This window comes from Methylocystis sp. B8, assembly GCF_005771425.1.
In the GTDB taxonomy this organism is placed as follows: Bacteria; Pseudomonadota; Alphaproteobacteria; order Rhizobiales; family Beijerinckiaceae; genus Methylocystis.
Map to the genome: position 1 here is coordinate 683,259 of NZ_VBTZ01000001.1, position 14,943 is coordinate 698,201.

14 protein-coding genes are annotated in these 14,943 nt (G+C 58.2%); 5 read left to right on the top strand and 9 right to left on the bottom strand.

What is annotated here, in order from left to right:
• Nucleotides 1-41 precede the first annotated feature (41 nt).
• The 3 genes from FEV16_RS03230 to FEV16_RS03240 all read right to left on the bottom strand — a co-directional run bounded on the left by FEV16_RS03230 (nucleotide 42) and on the right by FEV16_RS03240 (nucleotide 1,620).
• Nucleotides 42-479, bottom strand: coding sequence for a response regulator (locus FEV16_RS03230; protein ID WP_138166137.1), 438 nt, complete (start codon nucleotides 477-479; stop codon nucleotides 42-44).
• Nucleotides 480-511: 32 nt separating this feature from the next.
• The gene (locus FEV16_RS03235) at nucleotides 512-922 is read right to left on the bottom strand and encodes a DUF423 domain-containing protein (RefSeq protein WP_246657144.1); all 411 of its coding nucleotides are present in this window, start codon (nucleotides 920-922) and stop codon (nucleotides 512-514) included.
• A gap of 128 nt (nucleotides 923-1,050) precedes the next feature.
• Complete coding sequence (locus FEV16_RS03240) at nucleotides 1,051-1,620, bottom strand: polysaccharide biosynthesis/export family protein (RefSeq protein WP_246657145.1); 570 nt, start codon at nucleotides 1,618-1,620, stop codon at nucleotides 1,051-1,053.
• 159 nt (nucleotides 1,621-1,779) lie between these two features.
• On the opposite strand from FEV16_RS03240, the gene FEV16_RS03245 reads away from it, so the two are divergent.
• Together FEV16_RS03245 and FEV16_RS03250 are read left to right on the top strand one after the other, a co-directional pair.
• Complete coding sequence (locus FEV16_RS03245) at nucleotides 1,780-3,390, top strand: hypothetical protein (RefSeq protein ID WP_138166138.1); 1,611 nt, start codon at nucleotides 1,780-1,782, stop codon at nucleotides 3,388-3,390.
• A 116-nt stretch (nucleotides 3,391-3,506) separates the two neighbouring features.
• Nucleotides 3,507-4,742, top strand: coding sequence for a M48 family metallopeptidase (locus FEV16_RS03250; protein ID WP_138166139.1), 1,236 nt, complete (start codon nucleotides 3,507-3,509; stop codon nucleotides 4,740-4,742).
• A 52-nt stretch (nucleotides 4,743-4,794) separates the two neighbouring features.
• On the opposite strand, the gene nagA is transcribed toward FEV16_RS03250, so the two are convergent.
• Both nagA and FEV16_RS03260 read right to left on the bottom strand, forming a co-directional pair.
• Nucleotides 4,795-5,940, bottom strand: coding sequence for an N-acetylglucosamine-6-phosphate deacetylase (gene nagA, locus FEV16_RS03255; RefSeq protein ID WP_138166140.1), 1,146 nt, complete (start codon nucleotides 5,938-5,940; stop codon nucleotides 4,795-4,797).
• Nucleotides 5,937-6,971 (bottom strand): SIS domain-containing protein, encoded by a 1,035-nt coding sequence (locus FEV16_RS03260; protein ID WP_138166141.1) that lies wholly within the window; start codon nucleotides 6,969-6,971, stop codon nucleotides 5,937-5,939. The genes nagA and FEV16_RS03260 overlap by 4 nt, the downstream gene beginning before the upstream one ends.
• Before the next feature lie 211 nt (nucleotides 6,972-7,182).
• Here FEV16_RS03260 and FEV16_RS03265 point away from each other — a divergent pair, with 211 nt between their 5' ends.
• Complete coding sequence (locus FEV16_RS03265) at nucleotides 7,183-8,136, top strand: N-acetylmuramic acid 6-phosphate etherase (RefSeq protein WP_138166466.1); 954 nt, start codon at nucleotides 7,183-7,185, stop codon at nucleotides 8,134-8,136.
• 87 nt (nucleotides 8,137-8,223) lie between these two features.
• On the opposite strand, the gene FEV16_RS03270 is transcribed toward FEV16_RS03265, so the two are convergent.
• The 3 genes from FEV16_RS03270 to FEV16_RS03280 form a co-directional block, all read right to left on the bottom strand.
• Nucleotides 8,224-8,520 carry a hypothetical protein gene (locus FEV16_RS03270; RefSeq protein WP_138166142.1) on the bottom strand — a complete coding sequence of 99 codons (297 nt, stop codon included), beginning with the start codon at nucleotides 8,518-8,520 and terminating at the stop codon, nucleotides 8,224-8,226.
• Nucleotides 8,521-8,644: 124 nt separating this feature from the next.
• On the bottom strand, nucleotides 8,645-9,124 hold the full coding sequence (locus FEV16_RS03275) for a ferritin family protein (RefSeq protein ID WP_138166143.1): 480 nt from the start codon (nucleotides 9,122-9,124) through the stop codon (nucleotides 8,645-8,647).
• Between the two features lie 81 nt (nucleotides 9,125-9,205).
• Nucleotides 9,206-10,111 carry a 2Fe-2S iron-sulfur cluster-binding protein gene (locus tag FEV16_RS03280; protein ID WP_138166144.1) on the bottom strand — a complete coding sequence of 302 codons (906 nt, stop codon included), beginning with the start codon at nucleotides 10,109-10,111 and terminating at the stop codon, nucleotides 9,206-9,208.
• An 866-nt stretch (nucleotides 10,112-10,977) separates the two neighbouring features.
• On the opposite strand from FEV16_RS03280, the gene FEV16_RS03285 reads away from it, so the two are divergent.
• Together FEV16_RS03285 and FEV16_RS03290 are read left to right on the top strand one after the other, a co-directional pair.
• Nucleotides 10,978-11,574: a hypothetical protein gene (locus FEV16_RS03285; protein WP_138166145.1), complete on the top strand. Its 597-nt coding sequence runs from the start codon at nucleotides 10,978-10,980 to the stop codon at nucleotides 11,572-11,574.
• A gap of 675 nt (nucleotides 11,575-12,249) precedes the next feature.
• Entirely contained in the window at nucleotides 12,250-12,507 is a 258-nt protein-coding gene (locus FEV16_RS03290; RefSeq protein ID WP_138166146.1) for a hypothetical protein, read from the top strand.
• Between the two features lie 176 nt (nucleotides 12,508-12,683).
• Here FEV16_RS03290 and FEV16_RS03295 read toward each other — a convergent pair whose 3' ends face one another.
• On the bottom strand, nucleotides 12,684-13,118 hold the full coding sequence (locus tag FEV16_RS03295) for a four-helix bundle copper-binding protein (RefSeq protein ID WP_138166147.1): 435 nt from the start codon (nucleotides 13,116-13,118) through the stop codon (nucleotides 12,684-12,686).
• Nucleotides 13,119-14,943 lie beyond the last annotated feature (1,825 nt).

Consider the following 14,943-nt stretch of genomic DNA (forward strand, 5'->3'; position numbering starts at 1 on the left):
CGCGGGCAAGCGCGGCGATAAAGTGGCGAAAATCCGAGAGTCTAACGCTCTTCTGCGCGTGCGAGCTCGGCGCGTAGCGCGGCCAGAATCTCCTCGACATAAAATGGCTTTTCGACCATGGCGCGCTCGAGATGCGCCTCGGGCAATCCAGCCCGCCCACAGCCCGTCGTAAAGATGAAGGGGCAGCCGCGGGCGGCGAGCGCGTCGGCCACGGGATCGATCTTTTCGTGACCGATGTTGACGTCGAGTAGGGCGAGATCGACGCCGTCTCCGCGCGAAAGTCGAACCGCCTCTTCGAGGCTGCGCGCCATCCCCGCGATAATTAAGCCAAATTCCGAAAGGGTCTCTTCCAGGGCGAGCGCAATGTAAGGATCGTCTTCGACAATGAGCAGCCTTCGCCCGAGCAATGGATCGCTCGCGCGCTGGGAGTCATCGCTCGGCGAGGCCGAGGACGAAAGGTCGGAATTGGAGACCGACATAAATGAATGGTGGGGCGCTTTGCCACAGATGTCTAGCTTTCGGGCGGGGTCTGCAGCGAATTTGCACGCAACATGGCGAACGCCGCCCACACGGCCAGAGCGCACCAGCTTACGATCGTCAGCCCGCCGCCGATCGGCGCGGCGAGAGGGAAAAGTTTCCCGTTCAAAACGACGCGCGCCGTAAGGTCGCCTGCGAAAAGCGTAACCCCTGCCTGGAGCGCCAAGGCGATAAAGGCGAGCCAATTCGCCGCGCGCCGCGGCGTGGTGCGCACAAGCGCGGCGAGGCCGAGGCCAGCGGCGGCATGTATCATTAGAAATTGGCTCGCCGTCGCCAGGAGCGGAGAGGACTCGACATGCGCGGCGGCGCCCGCGAGAGAAACGCCGGCCGCGCCTTGCAAAGCGGCGATGCCGGCGATCAAGAACGCTAATCTCAACGACGACATTCGCATCTTAGCCTCTGTTCAACAGGCGTCGCCAGTTTAGGAGCGCACAACCCAGATGTCGAAAAGGATCGATCAGTTGGCGATGGAGAACACTTCCGCGATTCTCTTTTGACCGCGACCGCGGCGCTTCAAAAGGCGTCTTGAAGAACAGTAATCGTGTCTCCGGGCCGCACTGGGACATCGAGCGTCACGCATGCGGTCACAGGGCGGCGGTCGATCAAGCGCGTCAAGTGGGCGCCGCCCTCATAGGCTCCAGGCTTGAAGCCGCCGGCGGCGGCGATTGCGCTTCGCACCGTCATGTTCTCAACAGAGGAATATTGGCCTGCCCTGGCGACTTCGCCGAGAACGAAGAAGGGCTGAAAAGCCACGATTTGAACGGTGACTTTTGGGTCTCGAATATAGCCGTCTCGCAGCCGCGCGGCGATGACGCGTTCAACGGCGGCGGCGCTAAGTCCTTGCACCTTGACGAAACCGATGAGCGGAAAGGCGATGCGGCCGGCGCGATCAACGAGATAGTTCTTGGAAAGCTCTCTTTGGCCAAGGACAGCGACGCGCAGCCGGTCGCCGGCGGCCGCCGTATAAGATCTCTGCGCCGTCTCAAGTTCGATTTCGGGTCGACAGTCAGTCGTTGGAGATGCGCAGCCTGAAAGCAACGCGCTGATCAGCGCGCCGACGGCGACAATCCTCCACCTGGCCATCTCGACCCGACTGCTTTCTTAAACTTCGATCAATCGTCGCCGCGCGACCGGGCCTTTTTAGTGCTGTATGGTTAACAAACGTTCACCTATGCGCGGGCGCCGGTTAACTTCGCTTAAACCATGAATTTGCGATGGTCTTTGCTGAACTTGGAGCAGGTAATGCCGTCCGGCGATGCAGCGAATGGCGAGGGCGCGGATCGCCCGGGAATCGATCGCGTCAGGAGATGCTGGCGGATTATCGGACCCACGCTCCTGGCCTTCGTCGGCGCCCTGCTTTTCATCGAAATCCTTGGGCCGGGCTATTTCGTCGACGCGCCGCCCTCCGCTGAAAAATCAGGGACGCCTCCTATCCGCGCTGACGAAGGACTCGTCGCCGATTTAAAAGCGCAAGTCGCCGAGGCGGAGGCGCGAATCAAAGAGCGTCGCGCCCGGTCGAACGCCGCCGCCATTGCCGCACAGCAAACTGGCGAACTTGGCGAACTCAACAACCAGTTATCTTCGGCGCGCGCTGCGCAGGCGGATGCGCATGGAAAGGCGAGCCTGCTGAAAAACGCGTTGCGTCAGGGACGAGCCAATGAGGTTCCGGACATCGCGAAGAGTGAGACGATGCGGCGCATCGAAGGACGACGCATCGCGCTTCAAGCGCAGCTTGGGCGAGAATCGCGCACATTCCTGTGGAAGCATCCACGCATCAAGAAGTTGCAAGCGCAGCTTGCCGATGTTGATGCGGAATGGCGTATAGCCGCTGAGCGCGACGCCCGCGTCTATGAAAACGAGGCGCGCCTGGCCAGCGCGCGAGTCAATGACCTGCAGCGTGTAATCGAAGAGAACAGCCGCATCGCTGGCGACGCAAGCGCGCAAGAAGCGCATCTGCGCAAGCTCGAACGCGCGGCGAGACTGGTGAAGGAGCAGTTGGAGACGGAGACAGCAAAAGATCAGTCGGCGTTTGTGCGCGAACGTCAGGCGCCCTCCGCCGCCGGCATCGTTCAGCGCGTCACAGCGCGGCTATTTCCCGCGTTGCCACGAGAGACAGTGATTATCGGTCTTGCGACGCTTGTGGCCTTCATTCTCGCAATCGGAGCGATCGTTTCCAGGGAACTCCTCAGCGGCGCTTCCAGAAACATCGCTCCCGCGCAGACGCGGCAATTGAAGTTTGAAGCGACTTCGCAGGAAGACGTCGGCGATGCAATAGCGTCGGTCCGATCACCCGACAGCGCGAAGGAGATAACTTGTCTGACCCGCGTCGCGTGCGTGAAAGTGTTGGTCGCGCCGTGCGACGCAAATCACAAATCGCAGGATGCGGCGATCGCGCTCGGCCGAAATCTCGCGCGTCGCGGCCGCGCGTTGCTGATCGCAGCCGATCGCGGTTTGACGCGCATTGACGCCTTGGCGTCCCCCGACGGCGCATCCAAAGGCCTAGCCGACCTTCTAATTGGAGAGATCTCCTATTCCGACGCGATTTACCGCGACGCCGGATCTTGCTTGCATGTCGTTCCAGGAGGCGTTGGCGATAGCGAAGAAAGCGGAGACGCCAGCGAAAGCCAAGACGAACTCGAATCGGCGATCAACGCTCTCGCTCACGCTTATGATTTTCTCGTCGTCGCCGGATCGTCGGAGACCGCGCGTCGCTTGGCGCCCATCATTGATCTCGCCTTCGTCATCGGCGGCGCCGAAGCCGAGAACTTGCGCGCCGAACTCGCCGGCGCGGGAGCTGACGCCTTTTTGCTGGAAGAGGGCGTCGACGCCGACGACCTAATCGCAGCGGAATAATCAGCCAATCAGGTAAGCCACGCATCCTCGACGCGACTCTCGTTCAGATAAGGCGCTCTCTCGCAAAGGAGACCGCGCTCTCCTATATTGCCGCAAGAGAATTTTGGGAGCGAAGAATGAGCGCAATTGGCCTAGTGATTTGTCTGGCGATAGCCGCTTCGGCCGGTTTGGGCGTTTATCTGCGGCTCCGACAGATGGCGATGGTTAAAGCCAACCGCGATCAAGTGCCGCCGGATTTCGCGCGCGAAGTGACGCTTAGCGATCATCGTCGCGCCGCCGAATATACGATGGCGAAAACGGAGTTCTCGATTGTCGAAACAATTTTCGACGCCGCGATTTCGATTTTGTGGCTGGCGTTGGGACTTGCGCCGCTCTATGCGGCGATCGCCGCCTTTGTTGAACCGGGGCTCGTGCGCAGCGTTCTTTTCGTTCTCGTCTTCGGCGTGATCGCCAGTTTGATCGACATGCCCTTTGCCGCGGCGCGCGCCTTTTGGCTTGAGGAGCGGTTTGGATTCAACCGCCTGACGCCGGCAAAATTTCTCCTCGATCAAGCGAAGTCCGGCGCCTTGGAGCTTGCTATCTCAACGCCTTTGCTCTTCGGCATGTTCTGGCTGTTGCGCGCCGCGCCCGACACATGGTGGCTTTTCGCCTATATCGCCTTCATCGCGATTGCGATCGCCATGACCGTGATCTATCCGACTGTCATCGCGCCGCTCTTTAATAAATTTACGCCGCTCGAAGAGGGCGACATGAAGCGGCGCATGGAGGCGCTGCTCGCCAGATGCGGCTTCGAGACGAAAGGCCTCTATGTGATGGACGCGTCGACGCGCTCCACGCATGGCAATGCTTATTTCAGCGGATTCGGCAAAGCCAAGCGCATCGTCTTCTTCGATACGCTGCTCGCGAAACATTCGCCGGACGAGATCGAGTCGATTCTCGCGCATGAGCTCGGCCACTTCAAATTCGGCCATGTGCGGCAAATGTTGTTACAAGGCGCCGCGATCGCTTTTGTTGGCTTTGCCGTGCTGTGGTGGGCCTTCGGCTCCGACATGTTCGCCGGCTGGTTCGGTCTGCCGAACGATCCGGGCGTCGTTCTTGTCGCGCTGCTGCTTGCGCGCGACCCGATCTCGCATGTCCTAACGCCGTTGCTCGCGTGGCGTTCGCGTCGCGCTGAATTTGAGGCCGACGCCTTCGCGCGCGATCTCGTTGGCGAAGAGCCGATGATTTCCGCGTTGACGCGGCTCACGCGCGACAACCTCGCGACGCTGACCCCCGATCCGCTTTACGCCACTTTCTATTTCTCGCATCCGCCGGTGCCGCTGCGCGTCGCGCAACTGCGGGCTGGCGCGTAGCTCGAACGCCTTTAGACGCGCTGGTGAGCGCGTCTGCGTTCTCGCGCCATCGTCAGGATTTCTTTCCAGCGACCCAGGTCGCGACAATCGACAGATCAGTCGGATTCAACGCGACGATGTCGGCGCGATAGCCTGGCGCGAGTCGGCCAAGGAAATGGCCGACGCCTAAGAAGTCGGCCGGTTCGCGAGAGGCAAAACGTAAGGCGCGCTCTAACGGCAGCCCCAAAAGCCGAACGCAGTTTTCAACGGCAGTCGCCATGTCGAGCGACGATCCTGCGAGGACGCCGTCCGGCGTAACGCAACGTCCGTCGCCAACCGTGATCTCTTCGCCCTGGAGCATGAATTCTTGCTTCGATCCGCCAACAGGCGGCATGGCGTCGGTGACAAGCATCGGATGGCCGGCGCCGCGGATGGCAAGACCCAGAGTCGCTGGGGCGACATGTTCACCATCGACGATGATTCCATAATAGGCGTTTGCCGATTCAAGCGCTGCTGCAATCGGTCCAGGGTCGCGGGCCGTGAGAGGTCGCATGGCGTTAAATAAATGCGTGAAGCCAGTCAGCCCCTCCGCCATCGCGGCGCGTGTCTGCTCATAAGTGGCCATCGAATGGCCGAGCGAAATCTTGGCGCCCGCCGCAACGAGTTTCGCGATGAAGCCCGCAGGCGCGACTTCCGGCGCTAAGGTGACGAGCAACACGCCTTTCTTGAAAGAGGCGAGCATTTGAAGGTGATGCGGTTCGGGGCGCCGAATGAGGTCGCGGCGATGCACTCCGGGCTTCTCAGGCGACAAGAAGGGGCCTTCGAGATGGATGCCGAGAATGCCGGGCTCCTCTGGCAGCATCGTCTCGATGGCGTTCAGCGCCGCAACCATGATCTCATCAGTGTCGGTGATCAGCGTCGGCAAAAGCGCCGTTGTGCCGAACCTTCGATGTGCGGCGACAATTCTCGCGAGGCCGTCGGGCGTCGGATCAGCATTGAATAACGCGTCGCCTCCGCCATTGACTTGTACGTCGATAAAGCCCGGCGCAAGCCAGGCGCCCTTCGGCGCTTGGAAAACCTCGACGGATTCAGATAGTTCGTCGCGCGGCGTGACTGCCGCGATCTGCGAATCATTGATGAGGATGGCGGCGTCTCGATGAACTATCGCGCCGTCGAAAACGAAATCCGCGACGATGGCGTGCAATCTAGATTCGCTCATCGCGTGCGGGTGATTTTTTTCAAGTGACGGGGCTCGTCTACGTTGACGCCTCGTGCCGCCGCCAGTCGGACGACCATCGCATAGAAGCTTTGGATCTGGCAGATCGCATCGGTTTCCGGCTGATCGGCGGCGAGCGTCTCGAGTTGACCGTGCGGCGCAATGTTCGAACCCGTGGCGAACAAAGCCGCTCCCTTCGTTATCAGATCATGAGCCAACTGGTTCGTGCCCGCGGCTGCGGCGTCGGTTGGCGTGAATATCAAGATCGGATAATCCGAAGAGACCAGGGCGATCGGTCCATGCTGAAATTCCGCCGCAGAAAACGCTTCGGCATGGAGACGCGAAGTCTCCTTCAATTTCAGCGCCGCCTCCCTCGCGATGGCGAGCGTGGGGCCTCGCCCAATAGTGATCAGACTCTCCGCTCGGTTGAGAACGCCAATCAAATTGCTCCAATCGAGTTCGCTCGCGGCGGCGAGACGGTCTGGCAGACGCCGTAAAGCGCCGGCAAGCGCCTCATGTTCCGCCCATAGCGCGGTAAGGCGCGCTAAAATCGAGAGGGACGCCACGAAAGTTTTGGTGGCCGGAATACTGAGCTCCGGCCCGGCCTCCATCGGCAGGACAAACTCACAGCTCTGCGCAAGCTCGCTCGCGGCGTCATTTGTAATGCAGGCGGTGACGGCGCCGGATGCCCGCGCCGCGACGGCTTGCTCGATAAGATCGCCGCTTCTCCCGGACTGCGAAATGGCCAAGAAGAACTGGCCGTTGAGATTAAGACGCTGATGGTAGATTGTCGTAATGCTCGGAGCCATCGGGGCGACGACAATACCAAGGTATCGCTCGATCAAATGTTTGCCGAAGGTCGCGGCATGCGCGGAACTGCCACGCGCGCAGGTGACGACGACTTGCGGCGGCTTGCGCCGTAGCCGCGCGACAAGCGCGGAGAGGACGTCCGTTAGAGGCTGCTGCTCCTGCCGCCTCACGACCTCTGGAGCGGTTCGCAGCTCGGCGGTCATTTGGAAGTTGTCGATGCTCATTACATTGCATTGTTAGCGCTAGCCATTTTTCAATAATCGCATAAGATTCCAAGCGAAGCGAACGTGAAAGAGCGAGTTCGAAGAAGCTTGTTTCGAGAACGCCAGGATGCGCCTGGGCCAAGCTTTTAGTTCCGCCCCTCGGTCACTCTCTTGAATCTGCTTCATAGGTGGGCATATCCCAAAAACCTCGCGATCGCGGTGAATGACGCCGATGGAAACTGAACGCCCGAGCCCTCGTTATTGCAACATCGACCTCTGGGAGCCGGCGGAGATCTTGGAAGCGATGATTGAAGGGCAGTTCGCCGCCGTCGCGGCCGTGCGGGCGGCCCATCCCGCCATTGAAAGCGCAGGGCTTGCGATAGAGCGGCGGCTAAAGCGCGGCGGGAGGCTCGTTTACATGGGGGCCGGAACGTCCGGCCGCCTGGCCGTCCAGGACGGCGCAGAACTCATGCCGACATTCGGTTGGCCAGAGGAGCGGCTCCTGCTGCTCATGGCCGGCGGGAAAAACGCGCTTCTTCAAGCCGTCGAGGGCGCCGAGGATCAGGAGGCGCAGGCAGTAGAGCTTGCGCGGCGCAATGCTATCGGTCCGGCGGACGTCGCTATCGCGGTGGCGGCGAGCGGCACCACGCCGTTCACCGTCGCGTGTTTGCGCGCGGCAAAAGAAGCGGGCGCTCTTGCAATCGGCGTCGCCAACAATCGAGACACGCCGCTCCTTAAGGAAGCCGATCACGCGATATTTCTTGATACGGGCCCCGAAGCGATCGCCGGTTCGACGCGCATGAAAGCGGGGACGGCCCAGCGGATCACCCTCCTTCTGTTATCCTCTCTTGTCATGATCGCGCTCGGACGCGTGTATGACGGCTTGATGGTGGATGTGCAGGCGTCAAACAAGAAACTCGTCCGCAGAAGCGAAAGAATATTGTCGCGCCTGAGCGGCCGATGTCACGAAGATGTGCAAGAGGCGCTGTGCAGGGCAGGGGGAAGCGTTAAGCTCGCCTTTCTTCTTCTCCAGGGATATGGCTGCGACGAGGCGCAGGCCGCGCTCGATCGCGCAGACGGGCACCTACGCCGGGCAATGAGCCTGATTGGCGAATTTCATGAAGACGCTCTTGAAGGAACGCAGCCTTCGACTTCCGGCTCCAGGGCGCGCGCGACTCATGAATAAGCGCGCGTCGCATTGCGGAATTCTCCGATTGTAGAGAACCGGCTTACTCTAGCCCGGACTGGCGCGCCGCTTCCAGAATAAAGCAGGTTAACTGCTCAGCTTTGACTGTTTCGAGCGACGTTGACTTTCCGCGTAAATTTTTGCCGCAGCGAAATGACCTTCGTGACCTTTAATTTTCATATATTCAGCGCAATCCGAAAGGCATCTCAATAGTTTTGGAGACGCATTAGGAAGCTTTATAATACGGTGAATGACCTTCCCAATAATTTTTTGATTAGCGAAGTCTTCTTCGTAAGAAATTTTTCCAACTGCTAGAATGTGAGACACAATAAATAGCATACTCTCTTCAGATATTTCGCTATCCCCCTCTAACGTCTCAGCCATTCATCGTCCTAGGGCGTCTCGCGTGCGCACAGCTTAGATTGGGTAACGAATATTTAGATTGTGAGGCGGCCATCGTATGAGACCGCTACCCATACATAGATGGAGACATGTGCAAGCAAAGAGCTCAACGATTGACCGTCGGCTTTTGCCCAACTTTATTCGCGACAATCCATTTTTTGAGTTCAGCGACGTGAGCCTGCTCCTCAGCGACAAATTCACGAGCGAGCGTCTTTACTTCGGGGTCGGATGTGGCGTCGAGCACGTGCTTGTAATATTCGAAACCAGCAGTTTCGGCGGCGAGAGCGATCTCGAGCGCCTGTTCCCGTCCAATAGCCGGATCGGCGGCCCAGATGGCCGCCGTTTCCGGGCTTTCCAATCCAGGCCAAACAAAATCGCCTGGTTTCATCTTGGGTATTTCGCGGAAGCCGCCTCGGGCGCGCGCGTCCGCTAAATGCAGTCTCGAATAATCCGCCAATCGACGAAATAGTTCAGCTACCTCGCGATTGCCGCATGACTCCATGGCGTCGGCCAATAGTCCATAACGGATTGCTGCTTCGAGTTCGAGGTTGATCGCATAAGCGAGAAATTCCTCGACCGATTCCATACCCAACCCCCGCTGTTGATTTCGCAAGTCAAGCGAACGTGACGCCCGCCCGCCCGCCAATCTCGGGCCGATAAGGCTCCCTCAAGCGTTGTGGCTGGGCGGATTCTTTATGGCCCACTCTTCGCGCGTGATCCAGGCTTCGAGAATCTTTACATGCTCGGCCTCTTCTTTGACGAATTCCTTGGCCATCGCCTCGATCTCTGGCGATTTCGTTTTGGCGACCACAGACCGGTAAAATTCGTAGCCTCGTCTTTCACCCTGCAGAGCGGCCTTCAGCCCGTCCAATCGCGATAATGATGGGTCGGCAGCCCAAATTTCGGTGCGCTCCGGAGTTGCGTGATTGGGCCATACGTAGTCAGGCGGGATGACCGTCGTAAGGTCAATCGAACCGGCGCGCTTCTTGGCTTCGGCGAGGTGCAGGCGCGAAAAGCCGGCGAGCTGCCGAAACAGTCTGGACACTTCCTGGTTGCCGCATTCCTCCATCATGGACGCGAGTTCGTCGAAATGGATCGCGGCGTCTTCTTCGACCTTCACCGCATATCCCAGGAATTCATCAACTGTGGCGATTTCGACGCCGCCCGTGAATCGTTTTGCGGCGTGCGTGATATGGGGGCCTTGCGCGGGCAAGGTTTGATCGCCCTCGAACTTGACGAGGATATCCTCGTTGCGCACGAAACATTGGCAAGCCAAGCGATAGCGCGGCGGCATGTCGTTGACTTCGGCGTCCTCGATCTCGGCTTTGGTAATCTTGCCGAGCTGACGCAACATCTCCTTTTCTTTTTCGGTCAGCGCAATCCCGTATTTGGGGTTTCGACTGAGATGCGTGACCTCGACGAGGCAGGAGCCGCATTCGCCGTCCTGACAATCGAACGGAATGGGGATTTTATGGGCTTTAGCCACTGCCAAGATCGTGCCGCGGTCTCCGGCGACGGCGTATACAGTGACGTCGCGTGCAAGGACGGGCGACGAGAATGTCACATTAGCCACGTTTCTTCCTCCATTGCTCTCTTTTGGACATTGTCCTGCATCCGAAAGTGCGATCCAGTCGAGTCTACGAAAATTGATGCTTTCCGGAGCGGAAATCTAAGCTAATTATTTTGTCAGAGATTTCACAAAGCAGAAATCCTGCCATGTAATACCCCTCAAATACGGACATGTTGTCGCAGTAATAGGGTCCAATACGGACAAATCGTCGCAGTAACATAGATTACTATAGACAAATTGTCGCAGAAACACTGCTCTACTGAACACGAATGCGATAACGCTTGACCAGATTCTCCGAACCTTGCGGCCGCGAAAAATCGGGGATCGTCTGGTCACGACGTATTGATTGGCATAGGAGAAGTCGCGGGCGGTAAATGCGCCAATGAAGATTACCGAAACATTTTTAGCGTCAGCCGCATCGAAGCGATGAATGCGCCTTTGAAGCGGTCGACGTGATTGCTCACCCGACAACGTCACGCGATACGCTAGATAACATTCGCAACGCTTCTTCCATTTATTTGGGAAGAATTCGGCGCTCGAAAATGGCATTCTTATTCCGGAGCGGCTATTGGCGCCCAAGGGGATTCGAACTCCTGTTTTCGCCGTGATGAGCGACGTCTGGGCCCTAGACGATGGACGGGTTGCGCGGGCTGATCGCGCTCTTCGCCCTACTTCCCAGCAATTGATCTTTTGCGACCGCAAGGGCGCTGGCGCCTACTACGTTACTGGCCACTGCTTTCGCGCATTCAAATCAACGCGCTACAGCTGGACAGCAAGATCAGCCGCATTACCTAACGACTTTGATCGCAGCGGCTCGCCCTCGGGGAAGTTCCGGCGGCGCAACTGGCGACGAGTGCTGGGAGGTAAAATTGTCCAGCAGTTCCATCCCCAAGGTCCCCGCACCTGAGAACGAGAAACTGGGGCGCGAACAACTACTCGCGCTCTTGCGCGATGTAACCGAGCAGCGTGACAATCTACTTTCTCAATACGAAGCTATGGCGTTTCAAGTCGACGAGTCGGTCCGAGAAATCGCCGCCGATGTGCTGGACGCGCAGGAAAACGCCAGGAAGGCGGAGGCGTGCGAGCATCGCGCGGAGCAGGAGGCCACGCGTATCGCTGAGCTTTCGCGCCAGCTCAATGAAGAGCGCCGTAAGAGGGCGGAGATCTCCGCCGAATTTGCCCGTTTCCGTGATGCCATGGAGCGTGCGCCGGTTGAAGACCCGTGGAGCGTATTGTGGCGCGCGGTTTCGCAGATCGTCAGCGATTGGGTCGCCTGGGCGCGAGCAAAAATCCCGCCAGACAGTCGATTTTTGCCGTGGTTCGACCGAGCGGTCGAATTAGCAAAAGCAGCAGGGCGCCTCGCATGGAGATTGAGTAAGGCCGTCTTCGAATGGGCGAAGCCGCGCGTCATTGAATTATGGAAATGGCTCAAAGGCGAAGTCGCGCGGCGCATCAACAAGGATTAGCGCAACTTCAAGCGCCAGCTACGAAAAGGATCTCGAAGATCGAGTTTGCGCTGGCGCGCCGCAGTCGACGAAGATGGGCGAATATTGCTTCGCGCGCTATGACGGTGCGCGTTAGAAAGCGCGAAAGTACACCGTGGCTGGACCTCTTTTCCGAAGCCACTTTCTTCGGGGTCAACTGCTCTGCTTCCCCCTTTCCTCGAACCAGCTAACCTCGGACTCGCGCTTGGTGGCGTAATGTTCTCCCAATGCGCCTGACGGTAAGTAGTCGTCGCCACTTCCTCGCTTCATTCACTGTCGGAGCGGCGGCCGATCGGGCGCCAGATGTGCGTCGCTCTGCCTGCGTAAGTCATGATAATTGTTGACTTTCTGGGCCGCGCTAAATTCACTCATGACATTTCAAAGCCCCAATGGAGACAATCAAAAAGGGGGCTTGTAAGCTTGAAGGGAGAATCAAATGGGCAAGATGTTGCTAGTGATCGCCGCGACGCTGGTCGCCACAACATTGCCTGCAATCGCGCAAAACGAAGAGCACGAGAGACATAGCGCAATGTAGCATATTGGCGGCCACGCGCGACACGGGCACCGCGATTGGAGTGACGCTCGGGGACGTGGCCACGTGCATAACGTCTGTTGGGAGTGGGACAGTGGGTTGCCCAATGACAAGGGAGGCTCGACATGAAGAACGATAGACTCAACGGTTCAGCGCTGGCGGTTGCCGCCGTGTCGCTCGTCTTGGCTGGCACCGTTGCCCCGGTCGCCGCGGCGACTACCGCCAAAGTTCATTGCCTTGGCGCGAACAGCTGCAAAGGCAAATCGGATTGCCATACTCCAAAGAATGCATGCAAAGGCATGAACGCCTGTAAGGCGCAGGGGTGGGTGTTCAAAGAAACCGCGCAGGCTTGTGAAGAAGCGGGTGGCAAGGTTCTGGATTAGCGGCCGCAGCATTTGTGTCGCCGCCGTTGCTCATCGCGGCCTCGGCGACGGGTTCATTAGAAGCCTTGTTTTTGAAGCTGGCGCGCCTCGCTTCTTGATCCCAGCGCCCGGAACAAGAAAACGCCCCGACGCCGGATTGGGGCGCGGGGCGCTTTTATGACTCAGATCAACCAGTTCTATGCTGCAATCTTATGGCATTCTTCAGCACAGGTTTTGCACGCGGCGCCCATGGCGTTGCATTCAGCCACTTCCGGAAACTTATCGCACTCTTTCTTGCAGGCCTCACAAATGGCGGCCACGGCCTTGGCCATCGTGGGCGTAAAGGGAGAGTTGACTGACGAGAGGCTTTCCAGCGCTGCACAACCGGCGATAGTGTCAAACGTCGCCTTCGTGCAGGCCGCCATGCTGGTATCATCCATGGACAGCATGCCGAAACAGTGGCGGAGGCAGTTGTTGCCATCTAGCACGCACTTAGCCGCCGCATCCGACAGCGCCTTATATTGCGCTGGATGATGATGGGCGACAGGCTTTTTATCTTCGGCGAGCGCTGAAGACACAGACGCAGCAGCCGCGACAACGCCAAGCGTAGAGATGAATTCACGACGTTCCATGATTGTTTTACCTCTTCCTTAGAACGAACATCCCTCAGCCGGCGTCCGTTACTTTTTTTTCAAACATAGGGAGCGAACCACTAATCGCACTCAAGGCTCTAGCGGTTTACCGGCAAGAACATGCAGCCTTTAGATGTGCATGCGTGAAACTTTTGCCTAGATCATGGCGGCATTTTTATCAGTGGCCCTTGGTGGTGCATGCCGCCTCTATGACCCGTCCAGCGCATGCCGCAATTGTGACGCATCCAACCTCCATCCCATTGACACGCCGCCTTATCAGAGCGGCGTCTCTTTCAAAGATCGCCGGCCGCCTCTTTGTTGAGCGGACTCCCGCTCTATTCGCCGAGATAGAGTCGGCCGCGCGAAGCTCTACGTCCGCAAGCGAGGCGCGGAAGGAACGATGCGAATCGGGCTCATGCATGGTCCGATAGCGTTTCTCTAGACCGAACTGTTGAAGAACTTTAGATGAAGAGTAGTCGAGCGTCCCGCTTGCTTTCGTCGCAGGCGATGCGCGCTAACATGTCGCCTAAATCAAGGAACGAGATCTCGATAGAGCATTCGTCGGCGCGTTGATCCGCGGTCGCAGGGGCGCTTTGCGCACGATCGTCGCCGCATCCGGCGGGAAAATGGCGAGAATTGGCGTTCCCAGCCTTGTTCCGAAGTGGCGCGCCGGACAGGACAAAGGCGCGAACACTTATGTGGTTGAAATATTACTGTGAATTCTCTTGATGACAAAAAGAGCGACGCCATCAGCTATCGCCTTCTAAGAAGAGCTAGTCATGCCCGTCGGGCTGCTTGGCCGGGAGGAATCTCTACACCTTCGTCAGTCCAGAAAATTCATGATCCGAGGCGCAGCCGGACGGATTCGGCCAGTTCCTCGGCGAAGCGAAGCGTAGATCGAAGGACGGCCATTTCATTCCGGGCCGCGGTTCCTTCATCGTGCACCGCGATTGGAAATTCCACTCTACCCTCGCTGGTCTGAACGCGAACGCTGAAGAGCAATCTTCCGTCAGGGTGCTGTTCGACTTTCGCCAGCTGGATATCGGCCATGGATCACCTCTTAGGGATTTATTGACGCGGACACGCATGCCTTAGCCGCCATCCACCCAATTCCAGTTATAGGCTGCACTCGCTGCTAAGCAGCCCTGTCTTTCGCGCTCACCCTCTGTTGGATAACGACGCAAAGCCTGAGCACGCGGCTCGCTCCAAAGACGGGCATTCCCCTTGCTAGAACGAGCGTGCTACCTAGTCCATCAAGAGACCCAGTGCCCTGTTCCGGCCGTCCGATGCCATTGTCCGATATTCTAAACCGCCAGTTGACGCCGAGAGCCGCCAAGACTCTGCTTAACAGCGTAGCCAATCGTGCAAGATTGAAACGGCCGTCCAGAAATCTCAAAAACTGAATGCCTGACGATATTTTCGGAAGCGACCTTAAAGTCACCGAGAAAAGATCGACTATCTACGGCTACGTTAAGATCGCAATCAAGCACCAGCAAAGGGTCGTGCACAGTGTCAACGATTGCTTGTGCGATTACCGCCGCATACCGGGGGTCGTGAGGTTGCTTGGTGATTACGAAAATTCCTTGGACTGCATCAAGATCGCCACGCATAAGTGTAACAACAGTCGTGAATGTGGAGCGAATCAGCAAGCGAGGCTTCACGCTTTTTCGGGTCCGGCTTGGGAACAGATTGCGTCCTCGCTCATTGACTTGCGATCGCATCGATCGTGATCGCTATGATTTTGGGCGGCGTAATGTTGCTGCTGCAGTGAGGTCTTTTGCCATACCTCAGACGCAGTTCGTCCTAATCGAGGCTCGGATCTATC

Coding starts and splice junctions, on each gene's coding strand:
- FEV16_RS03230 (WP_138166137.1), bottom strand. CDS start 479: ATGTCGGTCTCCAATTCCGACCTTTCGTCCTCGGCCTCGCCGAGCGAT.
- FEV16_RS03235 (WP_246657144.1), bottom strand. CDS start 922: ATGTCGTCGTTGAGATTAGCGTTCTTGATCGCCGGCATCGCCGCTTTG.
- FEV16_RS03240 (WP_246657145.1), bottom strand. CDS start 1,620: ATGGCCAGGTGGAGGATTGTCGCCGTCGGCGCGCTGATCAGCGCGTTG.
- FEV16_RS03245 (WP_138166138.1), top strand. CDS start 1,780: ATGCCGTCCGGCGATGCAGCGAATGGCGAGGGCGCGGATCGCCCGGGA.
- FEV16_RS03250 (WP_138166139.1), top strand. CDS start 3,507: ATGAGCGCAATTGGCCTAGTGATTTGTCTGGCGATAGCCGCTTCGGCC.
- nagA (WP_138166140.1), bottom strand. CDS start 5,940: ATGAGCGAATCTAGATTGCACGCCATCGTCGCGGATTTCGTTTTCGAC.
- FEV16_RS03260 (WP_138166141.1), bottom strand. CDS start 6,971: ATGAGCATCGACAACTTCCAAATGACCGCCGAGCTGCGAACCGCTCCA.
- FEV16_RS03265 (WP_138166466.1), top strand. CDS start 7,183: ATGGAAACTGAACGCCCGAGCCCTCGTTATTGCAACATCGACCTCTGG.
- FEV16_RS03270 (WP_138166142.1), bottom strand. CDS start 8,520: ATGGCTGAGACGTTAGAGGGGGATAGCGAAATATCTGAAGAGAGTATG.
- FEV16_RS03275 (WP_138166143.1), bottom strand. CDS start 9,124: ATGGAATCGGTCGAGGAATTTCTCGCTTATGCGATCAACCTCGAACTC.
- FEV16_RS03290 (WP_138166146.1), top strand. CDS start 12,250: ATGAAGAACGATAGACTCAACGGTTCAGCGCTGGCGGTTGCCGCCGTG.
- FEV16_RS03295 (WP_138166147.1), bottom strand. CDS start 13,118: ATGGAACGTCGTGAATTCATCTCTACGCTTGGCGTTGTCGCGGCTGCT.